The organism is Rhodococcus sp. PvR099, from assembly GCF_017833315.1.
Classification (GTDB): Bacteria; Actinomycetota; Actinomycetes; order Mycobacteriales; family Mycobacteriaceae; genus Rhodococcus_G; species Rhodococcus_G oryzae.
This window is the reverse complement of sequence record NZ_JAFIBV010000001.1, coordinates 1,992,967-2,012,399: the sequence shown is the minus strand read 5'-3', so window position 1 is coordinate 2,012,399 and position 19,433 is coordinate 1,992,967. Positions and strand designations below refer to the sequence as shown.

At 69.7% G+C, this 19,433-nt stretch carries 18 protein-coding genes and 1 tRNA gene; 13 read left to right on the top strand and 6 right to left on the bottom strand.

The annotated features are described in order from the left end of the window. Positions 1-17: 17 nt before the first annotated feature. Together JOE46_RS09225 and JOE46_RS09220 are read left to right on the top strand one after the other, a co-directional pair. Positions 18-1,811, top strand: a complete 1,794-nt coding sequence (locus JOE46_RS09225; protein WP_097213710.1) for an amidohydrolase family protein — start codon at positions 18-20, stop codon at positions 1,809-1,811. Further along, on the top strand, positions 1,808-2,653 hold the full coding sequence (locus tag JOE46_RS09220) for an alpha/beta fold hydrolase (RefSeq protein ID WP_209926999.1): 846 nt from the start codon (positions 1,808-1,810) through the stop codon (positions 2,651-2,653). Before JOE46_RS09225 ends, JOE46_RS09220 begins: the two co-directional genes overlap by 4 nt. Positions 2,654-2,696: 43 nt before the next feature. Here the strand turns inward: JOE46_RS09220 and JOE46_RS09215 are convergent, their stop codons facing one another. Next, positions 2,697-3,119: a hypothetical protein gene (locus JOE46_RS09215; protein WP_143548508.1), complete on the bottom strand. Its 423-nt coding sequence runs from the start codon at positions 3,117-3,119 to the stop codon at positions 2,697-2,699. Between the two features lie 187 nt (positions 3,120-3,306). On the opposite strand from JOE46_RS09215, the gene JOE46_RS09210 reads away from it, so the two are divergent. Further along, positions 3,307-3,852, top strand: coding sequence for a low molecular weight phosphatase family protein (locus JOE46_RS09210; protein ID WP_097213707.1), 546 nt, complete (start codon positions 3,307-3,309; stop codon positions 3,850-3,852). A 24-nt stretch (positions 3,853-3,876) separates the two neighbouring features. Here JOE46_RS09210 and JOE46_RS09205 read toward each other — a convergent pair whose 3' ends face one another. After that, entirely contained in the window at positions 3,877-4,227 is a 351-nt protein-coding gene (locus tag JOE46_RS09205) for a rhodanese-like domain-containing protein (protein WP_097213771.1), read from the bottom strand. A gap of 109 nt (positions 4,228-4,336) precedes the next feature. Here JOE46_RS09205 and JOE46_RS09200 point away from each other — a divergent pair, with 109 nt between their 5' ends. Next, the gene (locus tag JOE46_RS09200) at positions 4,337-4,828 is read left to right on the top strand and encodes a MarR family winged helix-turn-helix transcriptional regulator (RefSeq protein ID WP_097213706.1); all 492 of its coding nucleotides are present in this window, start codon (positions 4,337-4,339) and stop codon (positions 4,826-4,828) included. Between the two features lie 62 nt (positions 4,829-4,890). Here JOE46_RS09200 and JOE46_RS09195 read toward each other — a convergent pair whose 3' ends face one another. The 3 genes from JOE46_RS09195 to JOE46_RS09185 are packed head-to-tail and all read right to left on the bottom strand — an operon-like array spanning position 4,891 to position 8,023. After that, positions 4,891-6,027: a sulfotransferase gene (locus JOE46_RS09195; protein WP_097213705.1), complete on the bottom strand. Its 1,137-nt coding sequence runs from the start codon at positions 6,025-6,027 to the stop codon at positions 4,891-4,893. Positions 6,028-6,048: 21 nt separating this feature from the next. Beyond that, positions 6,049-6,831: an SDR family oxidoreductase gene (locus JOE46_RS09190; RefSeq protein WP_097213704.1), complete on the bottom strand. Its 783-nt coding sequence runs from the start codon at positions 6,829-6,831 to the stop codon at positions 6,049-6,051. Positions 6,832-6,838: 7 nt separating this feature from the next. Continuing rightward, positions 6,839-8,023, bottom strand: a complete 1,185-nt coding sequence (locus tag JOE46_RS09185) for a hypothetical protein (protein WP_097213703.1) — start codon at positions 8,021-8,023, stop codon at positions 6,839-6,841. A 91-nt stretch (positions 8,024-8,114) separates the two neighbouring features. Here JOE46_RS09185 and JOE46_RS09180 point away from each other — a divergent pair, with 91 nt between their 5' ends. From JOE46_RS09180 to JOE46_RS09145, 8 genes are all read left to right on the top strand, one after another. Beyond that, positions 8,115-9,086 carry an IclR family transcriptional regulator gene (locus tag JOE46_RS09180; protein WP_209926995.1) on the top strand — a complete coding sequence of 324 codons (972 nt, stop codon included), beginning with the start codon at positions 8,115-8,117 and terminating at the stop codon, positions 9,084-9,086. A 96-nt stretch (positions 9,087-9,182) separates the two neighbouring features. Continuing rightward, positions 9,183-10,109, top strand: a complete 927-nt coding sequence (gene cysD, locus JOE46_RS09175; RefSeq protein ID WP_209926993.1) for a sulfate adenylyltransferase subunit CysD — start codon at positions 9,183-9,185, stop codon at positions 10,107-10,109. Continuing rightward, positions 10,109-11,971 (top strand): sulfate adenylyltransferase subunit CysN, encoded by a 1,863-nt coding sequence (gene cysN, locus JOE46_RS09170; protein ID WP_209926991.1) that lies wholly within the window; start codon positions 10,109-10,111, stop codon positions 11,969-11,971. Before cysD ends, cysN begins: the two co-directional genes overlap by 1 nt. Beyond that, a complete protein-coding gene (locus JOE46_RS09165; RefSeq protein ID WP_209926989.1) occupies positions 11,968-13,125 on the top strand; it encodes a 3'(2'),5'-bisphosphate nucleotidase CysQ in 1,158 nt (385 codons plus the stop codon). Before cysN ends, JOE46_RS09165 begins: the two co-directional genes overlap by 4 nt. Positions 13,126-13,132: 7 nt before the next feature. After that, a complete protein-coding gene (locus JOE46_RS09160; RefSeq protein WP_209926987.1) occupies positions 13,133-14,167 on the top strand; it encodes a TIGR03617 family F420-dependent LLM class oxidoreductase in 1,035 nt (344 codons plus the stop codon). A gap of 129 nt (positions 14,168-14,296) precedes the next feature. Next, positions 14,297-15,136, top strand: a complete 840-nt coding sequence (locus JOE46_RS09155) for an SDR family NAD(P)-dependent oxidoreductase (protein ID WP_097213697.1) — start codon at positions 14,297-14,299, stop codon at positions 15,134-15,136. A gap of 81 nt (positions 15,137-15,217) precedes the next feature. Further along, positions 15,218-16,288 (top strand): winged helix DNA-binding domain-containing protein, encoded by a 1,071-nt coding sequence (locus JOE46_RS09150; RefSeq protein ID WP_209926985.1) that lies wholly within the window; start codon positions 15,218-15,220, stop codon positions 16,286-16,288. Continuing rightward, positions 16,285-16,653 (top strand): nuclear transport factor 2 family protein, encoded by a 369-nt coding sequence (locus JOE46_RS09145; RefSeq protein ID WP_097213695.1) that lies wholly within the window; start codon positions 16,285-16,287, stop codon positions 16,651-16,653. The genes JOE46_RS09150 and JOE46_RS09145 overlap by 4 nt, the downstream gene beginning before the upstream one ends. A 135-nt stretch (positions 16,654-16,788) precedes the next feature. Here JOE46_RS09145 and JOE46_RS09140 read toward each other — a convergent pair. Next, positions 16,789-16,864: transfer RNA gene (locus JOE46_RS09140), tRNA-Arg, on the bottom strand. Positions 16,865-17,000: 136 nt separating this feature from the next. Here JOE46_RS09140 and JOE46_RS09135 point away from each other — a divergent pair. Next, positions 17,001-19,418 (top strand): phosphoketolase, encoded by a 2,418-nt coding sequence (locus JOE46_RS09135; RefSeq protein ID WP_209926983.1) that lies wholly within the window; start codon positions 17,001-17,003, stop codon positions 19,416-19,418. The last annotated feature ends 15 nt before the right edge of the window (positions 19,419-19,433 follow it).

Here is a 19,433-nt window from a genome sequence, read left to right as displayed (position 1 = left end):
ATGTGAGGAGCGCGACAATGCCCGAGTTCGACATCGTGGTCAACGGCGGCCTGTGGTTCGACGGCACCGGGGCCGGTGGTCAGCGGCGCAATCTCGGGATCCGGGACGGCGTCGTCGTGACGGTCTCCACCTCTGCGCTCCCCGTCGGGCCGGACACCGAGGTCATCGACGCGGCAGGCAAGTGGGTGCTCCCTGGCTTCGTCGACGTGCACACCCACTACGACGCGGAGGCGCTCGTCAGCCCCGGGCTGCCCGAGTCGGTCCGGCACGGCGTCACCACCGTCGTCCTGGGCAATTGCTCGCTCTCGACCGTCTACTCCACCCCGCGCGAGTGCGCGGACCTGTTCAGCCGGGTCGAGGCAGTGCCGCGCGAGTCGGTGCTGCGGATCCTGGAGGAGAACAAGACCTGGCGCGGGCCCGCGGAATACGTCGACGCGCTCAACGCGTTGCCGCTCGGGCCGAACGTCGCCGGCTTCATCGGCCACTCCGACATCCGCACCCACGTCCTCGGCCTCGGCCGCGGCACCGACAAGAAGACCAAGCCCACCGCGGCCGAGCTCGACCGGATGGGCTCGATGCTCACCGAGGCAATCGACGCAGGGTTCCTCGGACTGTCCTCGATGACCAACGCTCTCGACAAGATAGACGGCGATGAATACCGTTCGCGCTCACTGCCGTCGACGTACGCGCGTTGGCGCGAGTTCCGCTTCCTCAACCGGATCCTGCGCGATCGCGGCAAGATCCTGCAGAGCGCGCCGACGATCAACCTGCACCCCAACGTGGCCGCGTTCTTCGTCGAGAGCTCGGCGATCGGGCGGAAGAAGGCGCTCAAGACCTCGCTGCTCTCCGGCGCCGATTCCAAGGCCTACCCGGCGATCGTGTACTTCATGCTGACGGCGGCGCCGCTGCTGAACCGCTTCGCCAAGACGAACTTCCGCTGGCAGCACCTGCCGGTGCCGTTCACCGTGTACGCGGACGGCATCGACCTGGTGGTGTTCGAGGAATTCGGCGCGGGCGCCGCCGCCCTGCACCTCAAGAACGAGGTGGAACGCAATGCGCTGCTCCAGGACGAGGAGTACCGCCGCTGGTTCCGCAAGGACTACGACAACAAGTTCTCACCGCGTATCTGGCACCGCAATTTCTACGACGCGGTCGTCGTCGGGTGCCCCGACGAGACCCTGATCGGCAAGACCTTCGGCCGGGTGGGCGACGAGAGGGGGGTCCACCCGGTCGATGCGTACCTGGACCTGGTGGTGGAGTACGGCAAGAGCTTGAGGTGGCGGACGACGGTCGCGAACCACCGGCCGAAGTTCGCCGACAAGCTGGCCGCCAGCCCGGGCGTGCAGATGGGCTTCGGCGACGCGGGCGCGCACCTGCGCAACATGGCGTTCTACAACTACCCGATCCGACTCCTCAAGCGCGTCAACGACGCCCAGTCCGGGCGCAAGCCGTTCCTCACGATCGAGCGTGCGATCCACCGGCTCACCGGCGAGCTCGCCGACTGGTACGGCATCGACGCGGGCCACCTGCGCGAGGGCGACCGCGCCGATCTCGTGGTGATCGATCCGGCGGGCCTGGACGCCTCGGTCGACGGGCTGTTCGAGGAGGCGGTGCCCGAGTACGGGGGCCTGCGCCGGATGGTGAACCGCAGCGACGCCGCGGCGGTGGCCACCGTCATCAACGGCAGGCTCGTCTACCGGGACGGCGAGTTCACCCCCGGCTTCGGCGTCGAGAAGACCGGGCAGTTCCTGCCCGCGGGCGCCAAGGCGCCGTCGGTGGGTGGACGGGTGCGCACCGGGGCTACCGCGTGAGCAGCGGCCGGATCGCCTCCTTCCGCCGGGACGGGCTGGTCTTCGACGTCCGCGACACCGGACCCCTCGATGGTGTCCCGGTGGTGCTGCTGCACGGCTTCCCGCAGGATTCCCGCTCCTGGGATCGGTTGGCGCCGCTGCTGCACCGGCGCGGCTTCCGGACCCTGGCGCCCGACCTGCGCGAGGCCTCGCCCGGTGCCCGGCCGCGATCTCGCTGGGCCTACCGCAGTTCCCAGCTGACCGCGGACGTGGTCGCCCTGATCGAGCAGGCGGGTGCGGGGCCCGTGCACCTGGTCGGCCACGACTGGGGAGCCGCGGCCGCATGGAGTACCGCGGCGGCCCGCCCCGACCTGGTCCGCACCCTGACGACGCTGTCCGTGCCGCACCCGGCCGCCTTCGTCCAGGCGGTGCTCACCAGCAGTCAGGTGCTCAAGTCCTGGTACATGCTCGCCTTCCAGGTCCCCGTGCTCCCGGAGCTGGTGCTGTCCCGCGGCGCCATGCGCCGGCAGCTGATCGCCACCGGGATGTCGCCCGACGACGCGACCCGCGACGCCGTGCCGATGCGCGAGAAGGCCAGGGCCCGTGGCGGACTGAACTGGTATCGCGGCATGGCCTTCACGACGCCGGGTCGGGCGTCGGCCAGCGTGCGGGTGCCCACCCTGCACGTGTGGAGCGACGGCGACACTGCGATCGGGCCGGTGGGTGCCGCCCTGACGCCGCGGTATGTCGATGCCCCGTACATATTCGAGGTACTCGAGGGGGTCAGCCACTGGATCCCCGACGAGGCGCCGGAGCGGGTGGATGCGCTGCTCGGTGAACACCTGGCGGCATACTCGCAGTAGGCCCCCGACCTCCTGGTCGGGCGGTGACCGAGTGTCGCTACCGTCACACGGCGCTCGGACGGGGCGACTGTGCGCGGCCGGCGCCCGTCCAGGCCCTCAGTAGTGACTCGCTCAGTTGGCGTTCGAGCGTTGCCAGGTGAGGGACGACGCCCTGCGGTTCGAGTGACTCGCGGAGCAATGTGAGGAACCGTGCGGGTGTGACGCCGAACGTCTCGAACAGCTCGGCCGGGCTCGCGCCGCCGAACGGCGCCCATGTGATCGCGAAATCGATCACCCTTCGGGCGTGCGGACTGACGGCGCCGGCTTGCTCGAGGAAGTCGCCCAGTCGACGCCACGCTCGAATTCGCTCGGCGTCGTTACCGTCGCCGGCCGACGGTGGTGCGGGGTGGAGGAATACGTGCTGGTCCTGGTGCATCTGAGCCTCGGCAAATGGGGGACGGTAAGTGATGTGGATCACACTGTTCACGCCCTCGTCCTCGCCGGCGACCGTGGAACTACGGGTATTCCTACCTGTTTCCGGCCGGGCCGGGGATTGCCGGGCGGTAGCGGGTCGATGTACCCGTCGGGTCGGGTCAGTGAATGTCAGGCGATCGCCCTGCGAATTCCGAGTTCTGCGCTCGCGGTGGCACGGGGGCGTGGCTACTGTCCCCGCCATGCACGTCTTGTTCGTCTGCAACGGCAACGTGTGCCGCTCGGCCATCGCCGAGCGCCTCGCAATCGCCATTGCCGCGGAGCTGGAACCCGCCGCGCCCGGTGCGATGCTCAGCGCGGAGAGCGCGGGGACCAGGGCGCTGGTCGGGTTCCCGATGGAGCCGGTCGCGGCCGACGTGCTCCGCGGGCTGGGCGGCGATCCGTCGGGCTTCGTCGCCCGTCGGTTGCGGCCCGAGCTGATCGAACGGGCCGATCTCGTGTTGGCGATGTCGGAGTCCGTGCGCGACGAGGTGGTGCGACAGCTGCCGGAGGCCGCGGATCGGAGCTTCACGCTGCCGGAGGCGCACCGCATCGTGTGGCTGACCGGGGCGCGGACCGTGTACGAGATCGCCGCGGGCCGCGACGACGTCCGGCCCGGCGGCGAGTCGATCAGCGATCCGGTGGGTTTGCGCCGGGAGGCGTTCGAGCGGGTGGGGGAGGAGATCGCGGAGGCGCTGCTGCAGGTGATCCCCGCCCTGCACGCCGGCGGGGTGCCGGAGGTCGCGTGACGGGCGGGGTCGCCTGGAGCCGGGTCACCCGGTGACGCGCTCCCGGGTGCTCGAGCCGTCGATCGGCAGGCCGGCGGACTCCCAGTCCGCGATGCCCTCACGGTACTTGCGCACGTTCGTGTAGCCGAGTTCGCGGAGCCGGTTGGCCACGATCTCGCTGTTGCGGCACGAGGTGTTCGCGCAGTAGGTCACGATCGCCGCATTTCGGTCCGGAAGGACCTGCGCTGCTGTGGATTCCACGTCGGCCTCGATGAGGTTCAGCGCGCCGCGAATGTGTGCCTTGTCGTAGTGGTCGACGGGGAGCGTGTCGAGGAGCACCACGGAGTCGTCGCGGAGCGCGGCGGCCAGTTCGTCGCGCGAGATCAGCTCGGTCATCGTGTCACCTTCCATCGGGTCGCCCGCACTCATGTGCGTGCGTACGCACATTTAATATCAATGTGCGTACGCACGCAACTGATGGGGTGGATCCGGTTAGACTGCCCCGGTGGCAGCGACACGGAATTCCAGGAGGCGTCACCTGGAGACGAGCGCGTGGGGCGCGCTCCTGCAGGTCCATGCGCGGCTGGTTCCCGAGCTCGACGGCGACCTGAAACGCACGACCGGGTTGCCGCTGGCCTGGTACGACGTGCTGCTCGAACTGGCGGGAGCGAGCGGCACCGCGCTACGCATGAGCGACCTCGGGGAGCGGGTGGTGCTCAGTCGTACCCGCGTCAGCCGCCTGGTCGCCGAGATGGAGACCCACGGGCTCGTACAGCGGGACGCGAATCCGGACGATCGAAGGTCGGCGTTCGTGACGATCACCGACGCAGGCAGGCGCCGATACCGTGAGGCCGCGCCGATCTACCTGCGCGGCATCGCGGAGCGCTTCGCGGACAGGCTGGACGACGAGGAACTCCGCGCGATCACGGCTGTGTTGCAGAAGGTCCTCGAGCCGGCAGCCGCCACCGACGACCGAGCCGGGTCCCGGCCGACCTGACCGCCGGTACCCGCCGAATCGGTGGTCGCGGCGCCACCCGTGGACGCCGCGACCACATCCGGTCAGGCTCCGAAGCGTTCCTCGACCTCGGCGGCGGTGAGCCCGAACTCCTCGAGGGTGTACTTGTGGGCGGGCCGCCGGTCACCGGACCGGCTCTCCTCGTGCATCGCCTCCATCGCCTGCTGGGCCTGCGTCGTCAGCGGGAGGTCGAAGCGGGTGTAGATCCCCTCGACGGTGCCGAGCGGGTCGGCGACGAAATCCTGGTAGTCGACGTCGATGAACTGGGCCGGATCGTGCTGGGCCCGTGCGGCGTTGAACTGCTCGAGTCCGCGCGCCCACAGCTCGAGCTGGCTACGGCCGATCACCTCGCCCGTGAACTTGTTGGACCAGCCGGCGGTCGCCTGCTCGGCCAGGCTGCACACGGACGGGATGATCGTGCTCGGCGCGCGGTGGGTCTGCACGATCAGCGCATCGGGGTACACCGCGAGCAGCTCGTCGAGCGCGAACAGGTGGCTCGGGTTCTTCAGCACCCACCGGCGGTCCCGATCCGGCAGGCCGATCAGCTGCAGGTTCTTCTTGTGCCGCGCATAGGCATTGGTCCAGTCCTGCCCCTCGAGCCACTTCGAGTAGGTCGGCAGGTTGGCCAGGCACTCGTAGGACACCGACTTGAAGGTCTGGCGCAGCAGCTGCCAGCACTCCTCGACCTCGGCGGCCGACATGTAGTGCACGCCCATGAACTCGGGGTGCTCGATGTGGTGCTTGCTGAACTGGGCCTCGATGCCCTGGAAGACCGGGTTCGACTCCCAGGTCTCGCGCGGCGGACGCGGCTGCGGCATCTCGGTCAGCCACATCTCCAGGCCCTGGTGCGCGGGATCGACGGTCAGCAGCCGGTGCAGCGCGGTGGTGCCGGTCCTGGGCAACCCGGTCACGAAGATCGGCCGCTCGATCGGCACGTCGGCGTGCTCGGGGTGCTGCTTCCACGCGGCCTCGCTGAGCAGTCGCGCGACCAGGGCCCCGCGCAGGAAGACGCGAGAGATCTTGCTGCCGAACGGCGTCAGGTCCTCGTCGCTCGCGTAGGAGTCGAGCAGGACTCCGAGCGCCTCGGTGTAGTCGTCGGTGCCGAAGTCGGTCAGGCCGGTCATCCGGGTGGCCGAGGCGTGCAAATCCTCGACGGTCCCGACGGTGGTGCGTTCAGTCATGGTGCTTCGGTGGCCCTTCGCCTAGTGGTGGAACTCGCCGCAGTTGACGTCGAGGCACTGGCCGGTGATGGCGCTGGCCATCGAGGAGGCCAGGAAGATCACGGCGTCCGCGATCTCCTCCGTCTCCGGCAGCCGCTTGAGGTCGGTGGCCGCCGCGGTGTGCTCGTAGATCTGCTCGACGGTGATCCCGAACTTCTTCGCCTGGTGCTCGAAGTACTGCTTGAGGGTGTCGCCCCAGATGTAGCCGGGCGCGACCGAGTTGATCCGAATCCCCTTGGGGCCCAGCTCGGTGGCGAGCGATTGCGACATCGCCAGCAGGGCGGACTTGGCCATCTTGTAGCTGCCGTAGCGTTCCTGCGAGTGGCGCAGCACCATCGAGTTGATGTTCACCACCGCGCCCTTGCTCTCCTCGAGGGCGGGGGTGAACAGCTGGGTCAGCCGCAACGCGCCGAGCACGGTCAGTTCGATGCTGTCGCGGATGTGCTGGTAGTCGGTGCGCGCGAGCGGCTTCATCGACGGAACCGAGAATGCGTTGTTCACCAGGACGTCCACCTTGCCGTAGGCGTCGACGCTAGCGGCGACCAGGCCCTCGGCGGAGGCCTGGTCGGTGATGTCGGTTTGCACCGTGACCGCGCGCCTGCCGAGGTCGGTGACCTCCTTGGCCACCTCGTCGAGCCGGGACTGGGTGCGGGCGGCCAGCACCAGGTCGGCCCCGGCGGCGGCGCACCGCAGCGCGAGGGTGCGGCCGAGCGCGGGTCCGACACCCGAGATCACAACGACTTTGTCCTGCAAGAGATTTGTCATGGTCGTACTACCCCAGCATCCGGTTGGCGACGGCGGCCTGGCGCGCGGCGATGCGGGCGGTCCAGTCCTCCGGCGTGATCTTGTTCTGTTCGTGGAAGGGCAGTTTCGCGGCGACCTCGTCGATGCCGACCACCTCGACGGTGGGGCCGTCGGCCGGGGTGAACTCCCGTGAGGTGCGCTGCCAGCGGAACTGCAGGATGCCTCGTGGGTGGCCGACGGTCTCGATCCAGTTGGTGACGCCGGGATTGCGCTCTGAGACCACCATGCGGATCATGCCGTCCGGGTCTGCCTGCGCCTGGGTGTTGTTCAGCGAGGTCTGGTGTCCTGTGTAGTCCAGCGAGATGTACCACATGCTCCCGAGCTGGAAGCCCTGGTAGGGCGCATCGGACTTCGGGACGGTGATGATCATCGCCTGGCCGTCGGCGAGTTCGTAGTGCCCGACCGAGGAGAACTGGGTGGCCAGGCCGCCCGGCGTCAGCCGCGGCTCGGTCATCGTGTTGACCGGCAGCTTGAGGTAGAACCACTCCGGGAACTGCAGCCACGTCTTGACGCGGCTGACCAGGGCCTTGCCGGCGCGGGCGAAGCGCTTCGCCGTCTCCTCGGGCGTCAGCGGGTCGAACGGGACGCCCCTGCGGTCCACGCGCTCGACGCGGATGGTGCCCCGGCGCTGGGACCAGTCGCTGTAGACCTCACGCACCACCAGCTGTGACGCGCCCGGCGCGAGCGTGAAGTGGTTGCGGCGCCCGGCGTTCTTCTCGGCCCATGCCCCGCCCGCGGGCCCGAACCGGACCTCGAAGTTGCCGTCGGCGTCGATGTCGATGTCCCGGTCGTCGAACGCCGATGCGCTGCCGGGCACGTTGGAGTCGGTGTAGTTGCCACTGAGCACCTGGAAGCTGAGGTCGCAGGTGGTGCCCCGGGTTCCGGTCACGACGTACTCGGCGTCGTCGTTGACGCGGGTGCCGAAGTACAGGGTGTCGGGGTTGTCGAGGCCCATCTTCGTGTACGGACCGGTGCCCTGGATGAAGCCCGGATGCGTCTTCTCGGTGGCCCACGCGGCGTGCACGGTGGCCAGGATCCCGCCCGCGAGGTACTGGTAGCCCTCGAGCAGGTCCTGTTCGGACCGGATGTGTGGGGCGGCCTCGACCAGCTTCTCGGCCTCGGCGATGGCCTCGGCCAGGGGTTCTGTCAGCACTCCCGCTCCTCGCGTTCAAGTGGTACAAATATGTACCTAGGTGGTAGACCGGTGATGGTCCGACAATAGAACGTGTTCTAAGGAGTGGTCAATGGCTGAGGAGCAGGACACCGTCGCCGGGCGTCGCTCGCCCCCGACCGAGCGGGTGGTGCAGGTCCTCGACTACCTGGTCGCCCGCCAGGAACAGCGCTTCGGCCTGTCCGAGCTGGCCCGCGCGCTCTCGATCAGCAAGCCGACCTGCCTGGGGATCCTCTCCGCCCTGGTCTCCGGTGGATATCTCACCCGCGATCCGGCGTCGAAGACCTATGGGCTCGGCCCCGCGCTGATCGCCGCCGGGCGGGCGGCGCAGCGGGGCTTCGCGGTCGGCCCGATCGCGCGCACGCACCTCGACCGCCTCGCCGCCGAGTTCGGGGCCGTCTGCACGGCGTCCGCCGTGGTGGGTGACCGGATCATGATCCTCGAGGTGGCCACGCCTGCTGGGATGAAGGGCGGACGGACCGCCGTCAAGGTCGGGCAGGCGTACCCGTTCGCGCCCCCGGTGGGGCTCATGTACGTGCTGTGGAGCGCCGACGACGACCTGAAGGCGTGGCTGAGTCGCGAACCGACGCTGCCGGTGGTGCTCGATCGCGACCTGTTGCGCGAGGTCGTCGAGGACTGCCGCGATGCGGGCTACCTCGTCGAACGGCTGACCCCGATGGGGCGCAGGCTCTTCTCGCTGATGCAGGGCGTCGCCGGGCAGGACCTGCCGTCCGAGATCCGCGAGCTGCTCGGCGAGATGGTCTCGAGCCTGGGTGAGCGGGTGTATCTGGGGCGCGAGCTCGCCGCCGACGCGGAGTATCCCGTGAGCCTGATCGCCGCGCCCGCCTACGACGCCGACGGGCACCAGTCGCTGGTCCTCACCCTGGACGTGGGCTCGTCGATCAGCGGCGCCGAGATCGAACGTCGCGGAAAGGCCCTAGCGGCGGCGGCCGACGCGGTGACGGCGGAGGTGGGTGGGAGATGGCCGGACCGGCGCGCGGATCCGGGTCCGGCGTCGATCGGCGGGGGGATTGACCCGACCTAGAACACGTTCTATTGTCGGCTCAGACTTCAATTTCGAACCGCCCCGGTACAAAAATGTACCGATGGCTCGGACCCCGATCCAGTCGAGGAGCCGCACGTGACAACCCGACACGCACCACCCGCCTACGAGCTGTCCCACCTGGGCGCGCTCGAGGCGGAGGCGGTGCACATCTTCCGTGAGGTGGCCGCCACCTTCGAGCGCCCCGTCCTGTTGTTCTCCGGAGGCAAGGACTCGGTGGTGATGCTGCACGTCGCCGCCAAGGCCTTCTGGCCCGCGCCGCTGCCCTTCGCGGTGATGCACGTCGACACCGGCCACAACTTCGACGAGGTAATCGAATTCCGGGACCACGTGGTCGAGGAGTTCGGCCTCCGCCTCGTGGTCTCGCGGGTGCAGGACGACATCGACGCGGGCCGCGTCACCGAGGAGCAGGGGCCCCGCGCCAGCCGCAACCGGCTGCAGACGCACGCGTTGCTGCGCGGCATCCGCGACAACGAGTTCGACGCGGTCTTCGGCGGTGCCCGCCGCGACGAGGAGAAGGCGCGCGCCAAGGAGCGGGTTTTCAGCTTCCGCGACGAGTTCGGGCAGTGGGATCCGCGCGCGCAGCGGCCCGAGCTGTGGAACCTCTACAACGGCAAGCATCGCAAGGGCGAGCACATCCGGGTGTTCCCGCTGTCGAACTGGACCGAACTCGACATCTGGCAGTACATCCTCGAGGAGCAGATCGAGCTGCCCGCCATCTACTACGCACATCGCCGCCAGGTGGTGCCGCGCGACGGAATGCTGCTGGCGCACACCAGGTTCCTGACGCTGCTCCCGGGGGAGGAGCCGTACGAGGAGCTCGTCCGGTTCCGGACCGTCGGCGACGCCACCTGCACCGGATGCGTGGAGTCCTCGGCGGCCACCCCGGCCGCCGTCGTCACCGAGGTGGCGGCCAGTCGCATCACCGAGCGCGGGGCCACCCGCGCCGACGACCGGATCTCCGAGGCCGGGATGGAAGACCGCAAGAAGGAGGGGTACTTCTGATGTCGCAGTCCCACCACGCCCTGCAGCTGCTTCGCGTCGCCACCGCGGGCAGCGTCGACGACGGCAAGTCGACCCTGATCGGGCGGCTGCTCTACGACTCCAAGTCGATCTTCGAGGATCAGCTCGAGGCGGTCGAGCGCAGCAGCCGCGAGCGCGGCGACGAGTACGCCAACCTCGCCCTGCTCACCGACGGGCTGCGCGCCGAGCGGGAACAGGGCATCACCATCGACGTCGCGCACCGCTACTTCGCGACCCCGCACCGCAAGTTCATCATCGCCGACACCCCCGGTCACGAGCAGTACACCCGCAACATGGTCACCGGGGCCTCCACCGCGGACCTCGCGTTGATCCTGGTCGACGCGCGCAAGGGCGTGCTGGAGCAGACCCGCAGGCATGCCTTCCTGTCCACCCTGCTCGGGATCCCGCACCTGGTGCTGTGCGTGAACAAGATGGACCTGGTCGACTGGTCGCAGGAGCGCTTCGAGGAGATCAAGGAGGAGTTCCGGCAGTTCGCGATCAAGCTCGACGTGCACGACCTGACGTTCATCCCCGTCTCCGCGCTCAAGGGCGACAACATCGTCACCCGCACCGAGAACATGCCCTGGTACGAGGGCTCGTCGCTGCTGCACCACCTCGAGGACGTGCACATCGCCTCGGACCGCAATCTCATCGACGCGCGGTTCCCGGTGCAGTACGTGATCCGGCCGCAGCGTCAGACCGACGCCGAGCTGCACGACTTCCGCGGCTACGCGGGCACCGTCGCCAGCGGCGTGTTCAAGCCCGGCGACGAGGTCGTCGTGCTGCCCTCGGGCTTCACCTCCACGGTCGAGGCCATCTTCGGTCCAGGCGGCACCGTGATCGAGGAGGCGTTCGCGCCGTCCGCGGTGACGATCTCGCTGGCTGACAACCTGGATGTCAGCCGCGGCGACGTGCTCTGCAGGCCGAACAACCGCCCGCAGGTCGGCCAGGAGATCGACGCGATGGTCTGTTGGCTCACCGAACAGTCCTCGCTCTCCGAGAACGCCCGGTACACCCTGCTGCACACCACCAAGTCCACCAAGGCGCAGGTGGTCCGGCTCGACTACCGGCTCGACGTCAACACCCTGCACCGGGACGAAGTCGCGCAGTCGTTGTCGCTCAACGAGATCGGCCGGATCCAGCTGAAGACACAGCAGCCGCTGCTGTTCGACCCGTACCGTCGCAGCCGGGTGACCGGCAGCTTCATCCTGGTCGACGAGTCGACCGGCAACACCGTCGCGGCCGGCATGATCCTCGGGCCCACGCTCAAGGAGTCGAAGGTCGTCTGGCACGCCGCGTCGGTCTCCCGTGCCGAGCGCGCCACCAAGGGCGCGACGGTGTGGCTGACCGGGCTGTCCGCGTCCGGGAAGTCCACGGTCGCCGTCGAACTCGAGCGACGGCTGGTGGCCTCCGGCGTGCCCGCCTACCGACTGGACGGGGACAACCTGCGGCACGGGCTCAATTCCGACCTGGGCTTCGGTGCCGCGGACCGGGCCGAGAACGTCCGGCGGGTGGGCGAGGTCGCCCAGCTGCTCGCGGATGCGGGGATGGTCGCGGTCGCCTCGCTGATCAGTCCGTATCGCGAGGACCGGGATCGGGTGCGGGCCCAGCACATCGCGGCAGGCCTGCCGTTCATCGAGGTGTTCATCGACACCCCGATCGAGCAGTGCGAGGCCCGCGACCCGAAGGGCATGTACGCCAAGGCGAGGGCGGGCGAGATCACCGGCTTCACCGGAGTCGACGACCCGTACGAGGCGCCGACCGACGCCGAACTGGTGCTGCGACCCGAGGACGGCGATCCCGTCGCCCAGGCCGCCACGATCATGGAGTATCTGAACCTATGACGACCGATGCCGCGCTCGCCGGCGAACTGGCCACCCGTGCGGGCGAACTCCTCCTGGAGCTGAGGAACCGCGAGCTGGGCGAGGCCCCGCTCGAGAAGACGCAGGCGCGTGAGCTCGGGCGCAGGGGCGACAAGGAGGCGAACACGCTGCTGCTGGGGCTGCTCGGGGAGCGGCGTCCGGGCGACGCCGTGCTGTCCGAGGAGTCCGCGGATGACCGTGCCCGCCTGGACAATCCGCGGGTGTGGATCATCGATCCGCTGGACGGCTCGCGGGAGTACGGTCTGCCGGGACGTCCGGACTGGGCCGTGCACGTCGCGCTGTGGGAACGCGGCGCGGGGATCACGGCGGCCGCCGTCGCCCAGCCCGCGCTTGGTGAGGTCTACGTGAGCGGGTCGGCACGACCGGCGGACCCGGCGGGGCGGGCCCGCCCCCGTCTCGAGTCGACGACGCGGCCGCGGCCGCGAATAGTGGTCAGCGACAGCCGCCCTCCCGAATTCATCGGGGCGCTCGCCGAGCGGGTCGGCGCCGACGTCGCGCCGATGGGCTCGGCCGGTGCCAAGGCGATGGCGGTGCTGCGCGGCGAGGCCGATGCCTATGTGCACGCCGGTGGCCAGTGGGAGTGGGATTCGGCGGCCCCCGTCGGGGTCGCGCAGGCGGCCGGTCTGCACTGCTCGCGGATCGACGGGACACCGCTGGTCTACAACGAGGCGCACCCCTACCTGCCGGACCTCGTCATCTGCAGGCCCGAGCTGGCCCGGCCGCTGCTGGACGGGATCGCCGCGCTGACCGGTGCGCCCGCCGACAGTCCCCGGGTGGCGATGGCGCGCGAGTACCTCAGCAGCCTGGTCACCCACGACGCGAGCAAGGTGCGGCTGGCGGCGGACTGCTTCCGGGTCGAGAACGGCCAGCGGACGGGCGATTCCGGGCCGGAGATCGTCGCCGAGCTGGAGCACGGCGACCAGTACAAGCCGATCACCGGCATCCGGGACCTGGAGTTCCGGGAATGGGGGCCGAACGTGGTGGCCCGCTTCCTGCTCGACATGGGTGCGGGCGAGCACGTCATCACCGTCGCGATCACCGAGCACTTCTCGGTGCCGGGCGGGGAGATCGAGTCGATCCTGGCGATCATCGAGCCGCACCCGGCGGCCGGGTGACGGCGGCGTGAAGGTCTTCACCGGAGCGGATCCGCGGATGGGGCTCGGCGACGTCGGCGCCTACGCCCGGCGGGTCGAGGCCGCGGGCTACGACGGCATGCACGTCTCGGAGACGGTGCACGATCCGTTCCTGCTCGCGCTGATCGCGTTGCAGAGCACCTCCCGGATCGTGGTGCGGACGTCGGTCGCGCTGGCCTTCGTCCGCAGCCCGCTGCTCACCGCGTACACGGCATGGGACCTGGCGAGGATGTCCGGCGGCCGGTTCCACCTCGGCCTCGGCAGTCAGATCAGGCAGAACATCGAGCAGCGGTACGCGATGCCCTGGGCCGAGCCTGCGGCGCGGATGGCGGAGTACGTCCACGTGGTCCGGGCGGCGTTCGAGACGTTCCGGACCGGGACGCTGACGCCGTTCGAGGGCGAGCACTATGGCTTCACCCGGATGCAGCCGTACTTCAATCCGCACGACGCGACCGACGCCGAGACGCCCTGCCCGCCGATCTACCTGGGCGGGGTCGGCCGCCGGATGTGCACCGTGGCGGGGGAGGTGGCGGACGGGCTGATCACGCACCCCACCGGCTCGAGCCCGTCGTTCCTGGAGCAGGACGTCCGGCCGGCGCTGGCGGCAGGCGCGGCGGCCGCGGGCCGGAACCCGGCCGACTGCGAGCTGGTCGCGGGGTTCCAGGTGATCACCGGCGAGACGCAGGCCGACCTCGACGCCGAGCGCGAGCGGCACCGGCGCCAGTTCGCCTTCCTGTACTCGACCCCGGAGTACCGCCGCGAGCTCGAACGCTGCGGCCTCGGCGATCTGCGCGAACCACTGGCCCGGATGGTCCGGGCGAACGACTGGGGCCGGCTCGGGGAACTGGTCACCGACGAGGTGCTCGACGCGATGCTGCCGTCGGCCAGCTACGGGGAGCTGCCCGAGCTGATCCACGAGCGGATCGGCGGGCTCGCCGACGCGGTCACCCTGCCGCTGCCCGCGGATCCGGCGCGCGACCGCGCTATGGCCGATGTGGTGCGGCGACTGCGCGATCTGGACTGAGCGGACCGCACGTGCGGCGCTGAGGAATGCGCATGCGCGGCGAGTGTTCCATCCATCGGGCGGATGCTGGTCCGGGTGTTCCGATGCAGCCTAGCCTCGGGGGCAATCGAACTCAGGACGGAGATGGTCATGGAATCGGCCCAGCAGGTGTTCAACGGCAAGGTCGCGGTCATCACCGGTGCCTCGAGCGGGATCGGCGCGGGCCTCGCGCGGCACGCCGCGGGTCTCGGCATGCGGGTGGTGCTGGCCGATGTCGACGCGGAGCGGACCGAGTCGCTCCGGGCGGAGCTCACCGCGCAGGGCGCCGAGGCGGAGGCCGTGGTGACCGACGTCGCCGACCCGGCCGCGGTCGAGGCGCTGGCCGAGCGGGCCTGGCGGCGATTCGGTGGGGTGGACATGCTGGTCAACAACGCCGGGATCATGGCGTTCGGGTACTCCTGGGAGATCCCGGCGGAGCGCTGGGACGCCATGCTCCGCGTCAACATCGGCGGGTACGTCAACGGCCTGCGCGCCTTCGTGCCGCGGATGCTCGATGCCGGGACCCCGGCGTGGGTGGTCAACGTGTCCTCGGTCGGGGGCCTGCTGCCCAGCCCGCTCATGACCCCGTACAGCGTCACCAAGTTCGGCGTGCTGGCGCTCACCGAGAGCCTGCACTACGAGATGCAGATGAAGAAGGCACAGATCCGGGTGTCCGTGGTGACGCCGGGGCACGTCAAGAGCGACATCTTCCGGGCCGCGCGCCCCGGTGCGGACACCCCGCCCGAGGTGCAGGGCTTCCAGCAGTGGCTCCAGAACGACGCGGACGAGCACGGACTCACCCCGGACGAGCATGCGGAGCGGGTGTTCGCCCAGGTCGCCGAGGGGCAGTACTGGGTGGTGCCCCAGCCCGAGGCCCTCGATCCGGCGCTGCAGCCCCGCACCGACATGATCCTGGGCCGGGTCACTCCGGTGGTGCAGTTCGGCGGCTGACCCCCCGCGGCTCCGGTCGCACCCGGCCCGGTCCGCGCCTGGGGTGCTGCTGTGGACCGGGCCGGGGTTCTGCCGCGACGGATGCGAAGCCAGCACCTGTGGGGCGCTCCGCTGCGGACGGCCCCCGAGGCGCTGGGGGCCATGGTCGCCGTGCAGGCACAGGAGTACGCCTACGCGAAATGGTCTCTGGCGCAACGAACCCGGACCGTCGTCGATGCTGACGTCCGGGACGACTACGCGCGTGGCAGGATCCTGCGCACCCACCTGCTGCGACCGACCTGGCATTTCGTCACCCCGGACGACGCGAACTGGCTGCTGGAGCTGACGGCACCGCGGGTGCAGGTGGTCAACGGCCACCACCTGCGCTCGCTCGACCTCGACGAGGGCACGCTCGCGAGGACCGGCGAGCTGATCGCGGAGGCGGTCGAGGGCGGAAACCACCTCACCCGCAGGCAGATCGGCGCGATGCTGCAGGCCGCGGGCGTCGGGGCAGACGGGATGCGGCTGGGCTACATCCTGATGGCCGCCGAGCTGCACCGGGTGGTGATCAGCGGCGTGCCCAGCGGCAGGCAGCACACCTACGCGGCGTTCGGTGAGCGGGTGCCTGCGAGCGAGCCGCTGGACCGCGACGCGGCGCTGGCGCGGCTGGCCCGCCGGTACTTCGCCACCAGGGGACCGGCCACGGTCCGCGATCTCGCACGATGGTCGGGCCTGACGCTCGCCGACTGTCGGACGGGGCTCGACGCCGTCGCGGACGAGTTCCGGGTGGCCGAGGTGGAGGGGCGGTCGCTCTGGTACCCGCCAAGGCAGGACGCGGCACCACGGCCGCCCGTCGTGGACCTCGTCCAGGGCTACGACGAGTGCATCATGTCGTACAGCGACACCAAGGACTACCTCGCGGATCCCGACCTGGCCGGGCGCGGCGCGCCTGCCCACGTGCATGCGGTCCTCGTCGACGGCCTCGTGGTCGGGCACTGGAAGCACACGCTCTCCGCCCGGTCCGCCACCATCGACCTGGCGCTACACCGGACGCTGTCGGCGCCGGAGACGGCGGCACTGGACGCGGAGATCCAGCGGTACGGGGAGTTCCTGGAATTGCAGCGTGAGAAGGTTTCGGCACACGAACACCACCAACCGAAGGGGAACCCATGAATCCGGAGTCCATCGTCACCGAGTTCTGCGCGCTCTGGGCGCAGGCCGATCCCGATGCGATCGTCGAGTATTTCGCGGAAGACGCCGTTTACCACAACATCCCGATGGAACCGGTGGTCGGGAAGTCCGCGATCAAGGACTTCATCACGGGCTTCATCGGTTCGTTCGGCGGCATCGCGTTCAACGTGCACCACCAGGTGGCCAACGGCTCGATAGTGATGAACGAGCGCACCGATGTGTTCGCCATCAACGGCAAGCAGATCGACCTGCCGGTGGTAGGGGTCTTCGAGATCGCGCCGGACGGCAAGATCGTGGCCTGGCGGGACTATTTCGACATGACGCCGCTGACGGCGCTCGGCAACTAGCCGACGGGGCCGCATTGCGCTCACATTCTGTGCGCGCAATGGCGGTTTCCGCGCTTTCGCGCCACACAGTGTGAAGAGAGTCCGCTGATCGCGGCTGAGAAATTGCACCGATCCATCGATGGTTCTTGGTGATGGTGGTGCCCCCGGCAGGATTCGAACCTGCGGCCTTTCGCTCCGGAGGCGAACGCTCTATCCCCTGAGCTACGGGGGCCCGCCGAAACTTCCGGCGTGCCATTGGGCGGGGTTAGCGTAACCCACGATTGGCCGGATCCATATTTGGACCCCCCGGTTGGGTAAAGTGCCTGGTACGCACCCGGTGTCCGCCACGAATACCGAAGGGCTCGTCGATGGCCGATCAGTATTACCCCGATGCCGAACTCGACCTGGACCTGCGCTGGTGGGCCGCCGCCAACTACCTGACGGTCGCCCAGATCTACCTGCGGGACAACGCATTGCTGCGAGAGCCGCTACGCGCCGAGCACATCAAGCCGCGGCTGCTCGGACACTGGGGGACCAGTCCAGGCCTGTCCGCGATCTACGCCGTGCTCAACCGGCACATCCGCCGCACCGACGCGAACTGGCTGTACGTCACCGGTCCGGGCCACGGCGGCCCGGCGCTGGTGGCGGCGACCTACCTCGAGGGCACCTACTCGCAGATCTATCCGCAGGTCAGCGCGGATGCGGCCGGGATCGAGCGGCTGTGTCGGCAGTTCTCGGCGCCGGGCGGGGTGCCGAGCCACGTGAGCGTGCAGACCCCGGGCAGCATCCACGAGGGCGGCGAACTCGGCTACGCGCTCGCGCACGCAGCCGGAGCCGCGTTCGACCGGCCCGACCTGCTGGTCGCGTGCGTGATCGGGGACGGGGAGGCCGAGACGGGCCCGATGTCCGCCTCCTGGAAGCTGCCCGCCTTCCTCAATGCGCGCCGGGACGGGGCGGTGTTGCCGATCTTGCACCTGAACGGCGCGAAGATCGCCGGACCGACGGTCCTCGGGCGCAGCGCCGACACCGATGTCGCCGCCTACCTCTCCGGTCAGGGGTGGGCGCCCGTTTTCGTCGACGGCGACGACCCTAGGCTCGTGTTCCGCGCGCTGGCGGCCGCTGTCGATGCCGCGCACGAGTCGATCACCGCGATCCAACGGGCGGCCCGCGCCGGTACCGCCTCCGCCGACACGCCCCGGTGGCCGGCGATCGTGCTGCGCACCCCGAAGGGCTGGACCGGTCCGCACACCGTCGACGGCGTGCTGGTCGAGGGCACGCACCGGGCCCATCAGGTGCCGCTGTCGGCGGTGCGCACCAACCCCGCCCATCTCGCGCAGCTCGAGCGATGGATGCGGTCCTACCGACCGGACCGGCTCTTCGACGAGAACGGCACGCTGGCAGCCGAACTCGCGGCTCTCGCGCCCGCGGGGGACAAGCGGATGGGCTCCACCCCGTACGCGAACGGCGGGCGGCTGCGCCGGGCGCTGCCGGTCCCGCCACTAGAGCGCTACGCCCTCGACGTGCCCGCACCGGGGACGACATTCCACGAGACCACCCGGGTGCTCGGCGAGATGCTCCGCGACATCTACGCCGAGGGCACCCGGTCCGACGGCGGTGGCGACTTCCGGCTCTTCTGCCCGGACGAGACCGCCAGCAACCGGCTCGGCGCGGTGTTCGAGACGACGGACCGCTGCTGGCAACTGTCCGTCACCGACCACGACGACGGGCTCGGCCCGGACGGCCGGGTGATGGAGGTCCTCAGCGAGCACCTGTGCCAGGGCTGGTTGGAGGGATACCTGCTGGCGGGCGGGCACGGGATATTTGCGAGCTACGAGGCGTTCGCGATGGTCAGCGTCTCGATGCTGATCCAGCACGCCAAGTGGCTCCAACACGCGCGGACGCTGCCCTGGCGGGAACCCGTCTCCTCGTTGAACGTGCTCCTCACCAGCACCTGCTGGCGCAACGATCACAACGGTTTCAGCCACCAGGGCCCGGGCATGATCGACGCGGCCATCCCGTTGTCGCCCGAGGTGGTCCGGATCTGGTTGCCGCCGGACTCGAACACGCTGCTCTCGATCGCCGACCACTGCCTGCGCAGCACCGACCACGTCAACCTGATCGTCGTCGACAAGCAGCCGCACCTGCAGTACCTGAGCCTCGAGGAGGCCGATCGGCACTGCGCCGCAGGCGCTTCGGTGTGGCGGTGGGCGGGGACCGAGGAAGACGGGGCAGGCAGGCCGGACGAGCCGGACGTCGTGCTGGCGGCGGCCGGGGACGTGCCGACCCAGGAGATCCTGGCAGCGGCCGAGCTGCTGCGGGTCTGGGTGCCCTACCTGCGGGTGCGGGTGGTCAACGTCGTCGACCTGATGGCGCTGATGCCCCAGGACGTGCATCCGCACGGGTTCACGGACGAGAGCTTCGCCGAACTGTTCACCGAGGACACCGACGTGGTGTTCGCCTTCCACGGGTACTCGCGTGCGGTCCACCAATTGCTGCACGGCCGACCGAACGCGGACCGCTTCCACGTCCGTGGGTTCAACGAGCAGGGCACGACCACCACGCCGTTCGACATGGTGGTGCTCAACCGGATGAGCCGATACGACCTGGTGCTCGAGGCGCTGCGCCGCGCCCGCCGGGTGCCCCAGCGGGGCGACGAGCTCGCGCGGTACTGCCGGGCTCAGCTCGAGCGGCACCGGGACTATGTCATCGCGCACCTCGAGGACATGCCCGAGGTGCGCGACTGGACATGGGGTACGACCGCCCCCGCCGAGCCCACGACGCGTTGACCGTTGGCTCGGCGG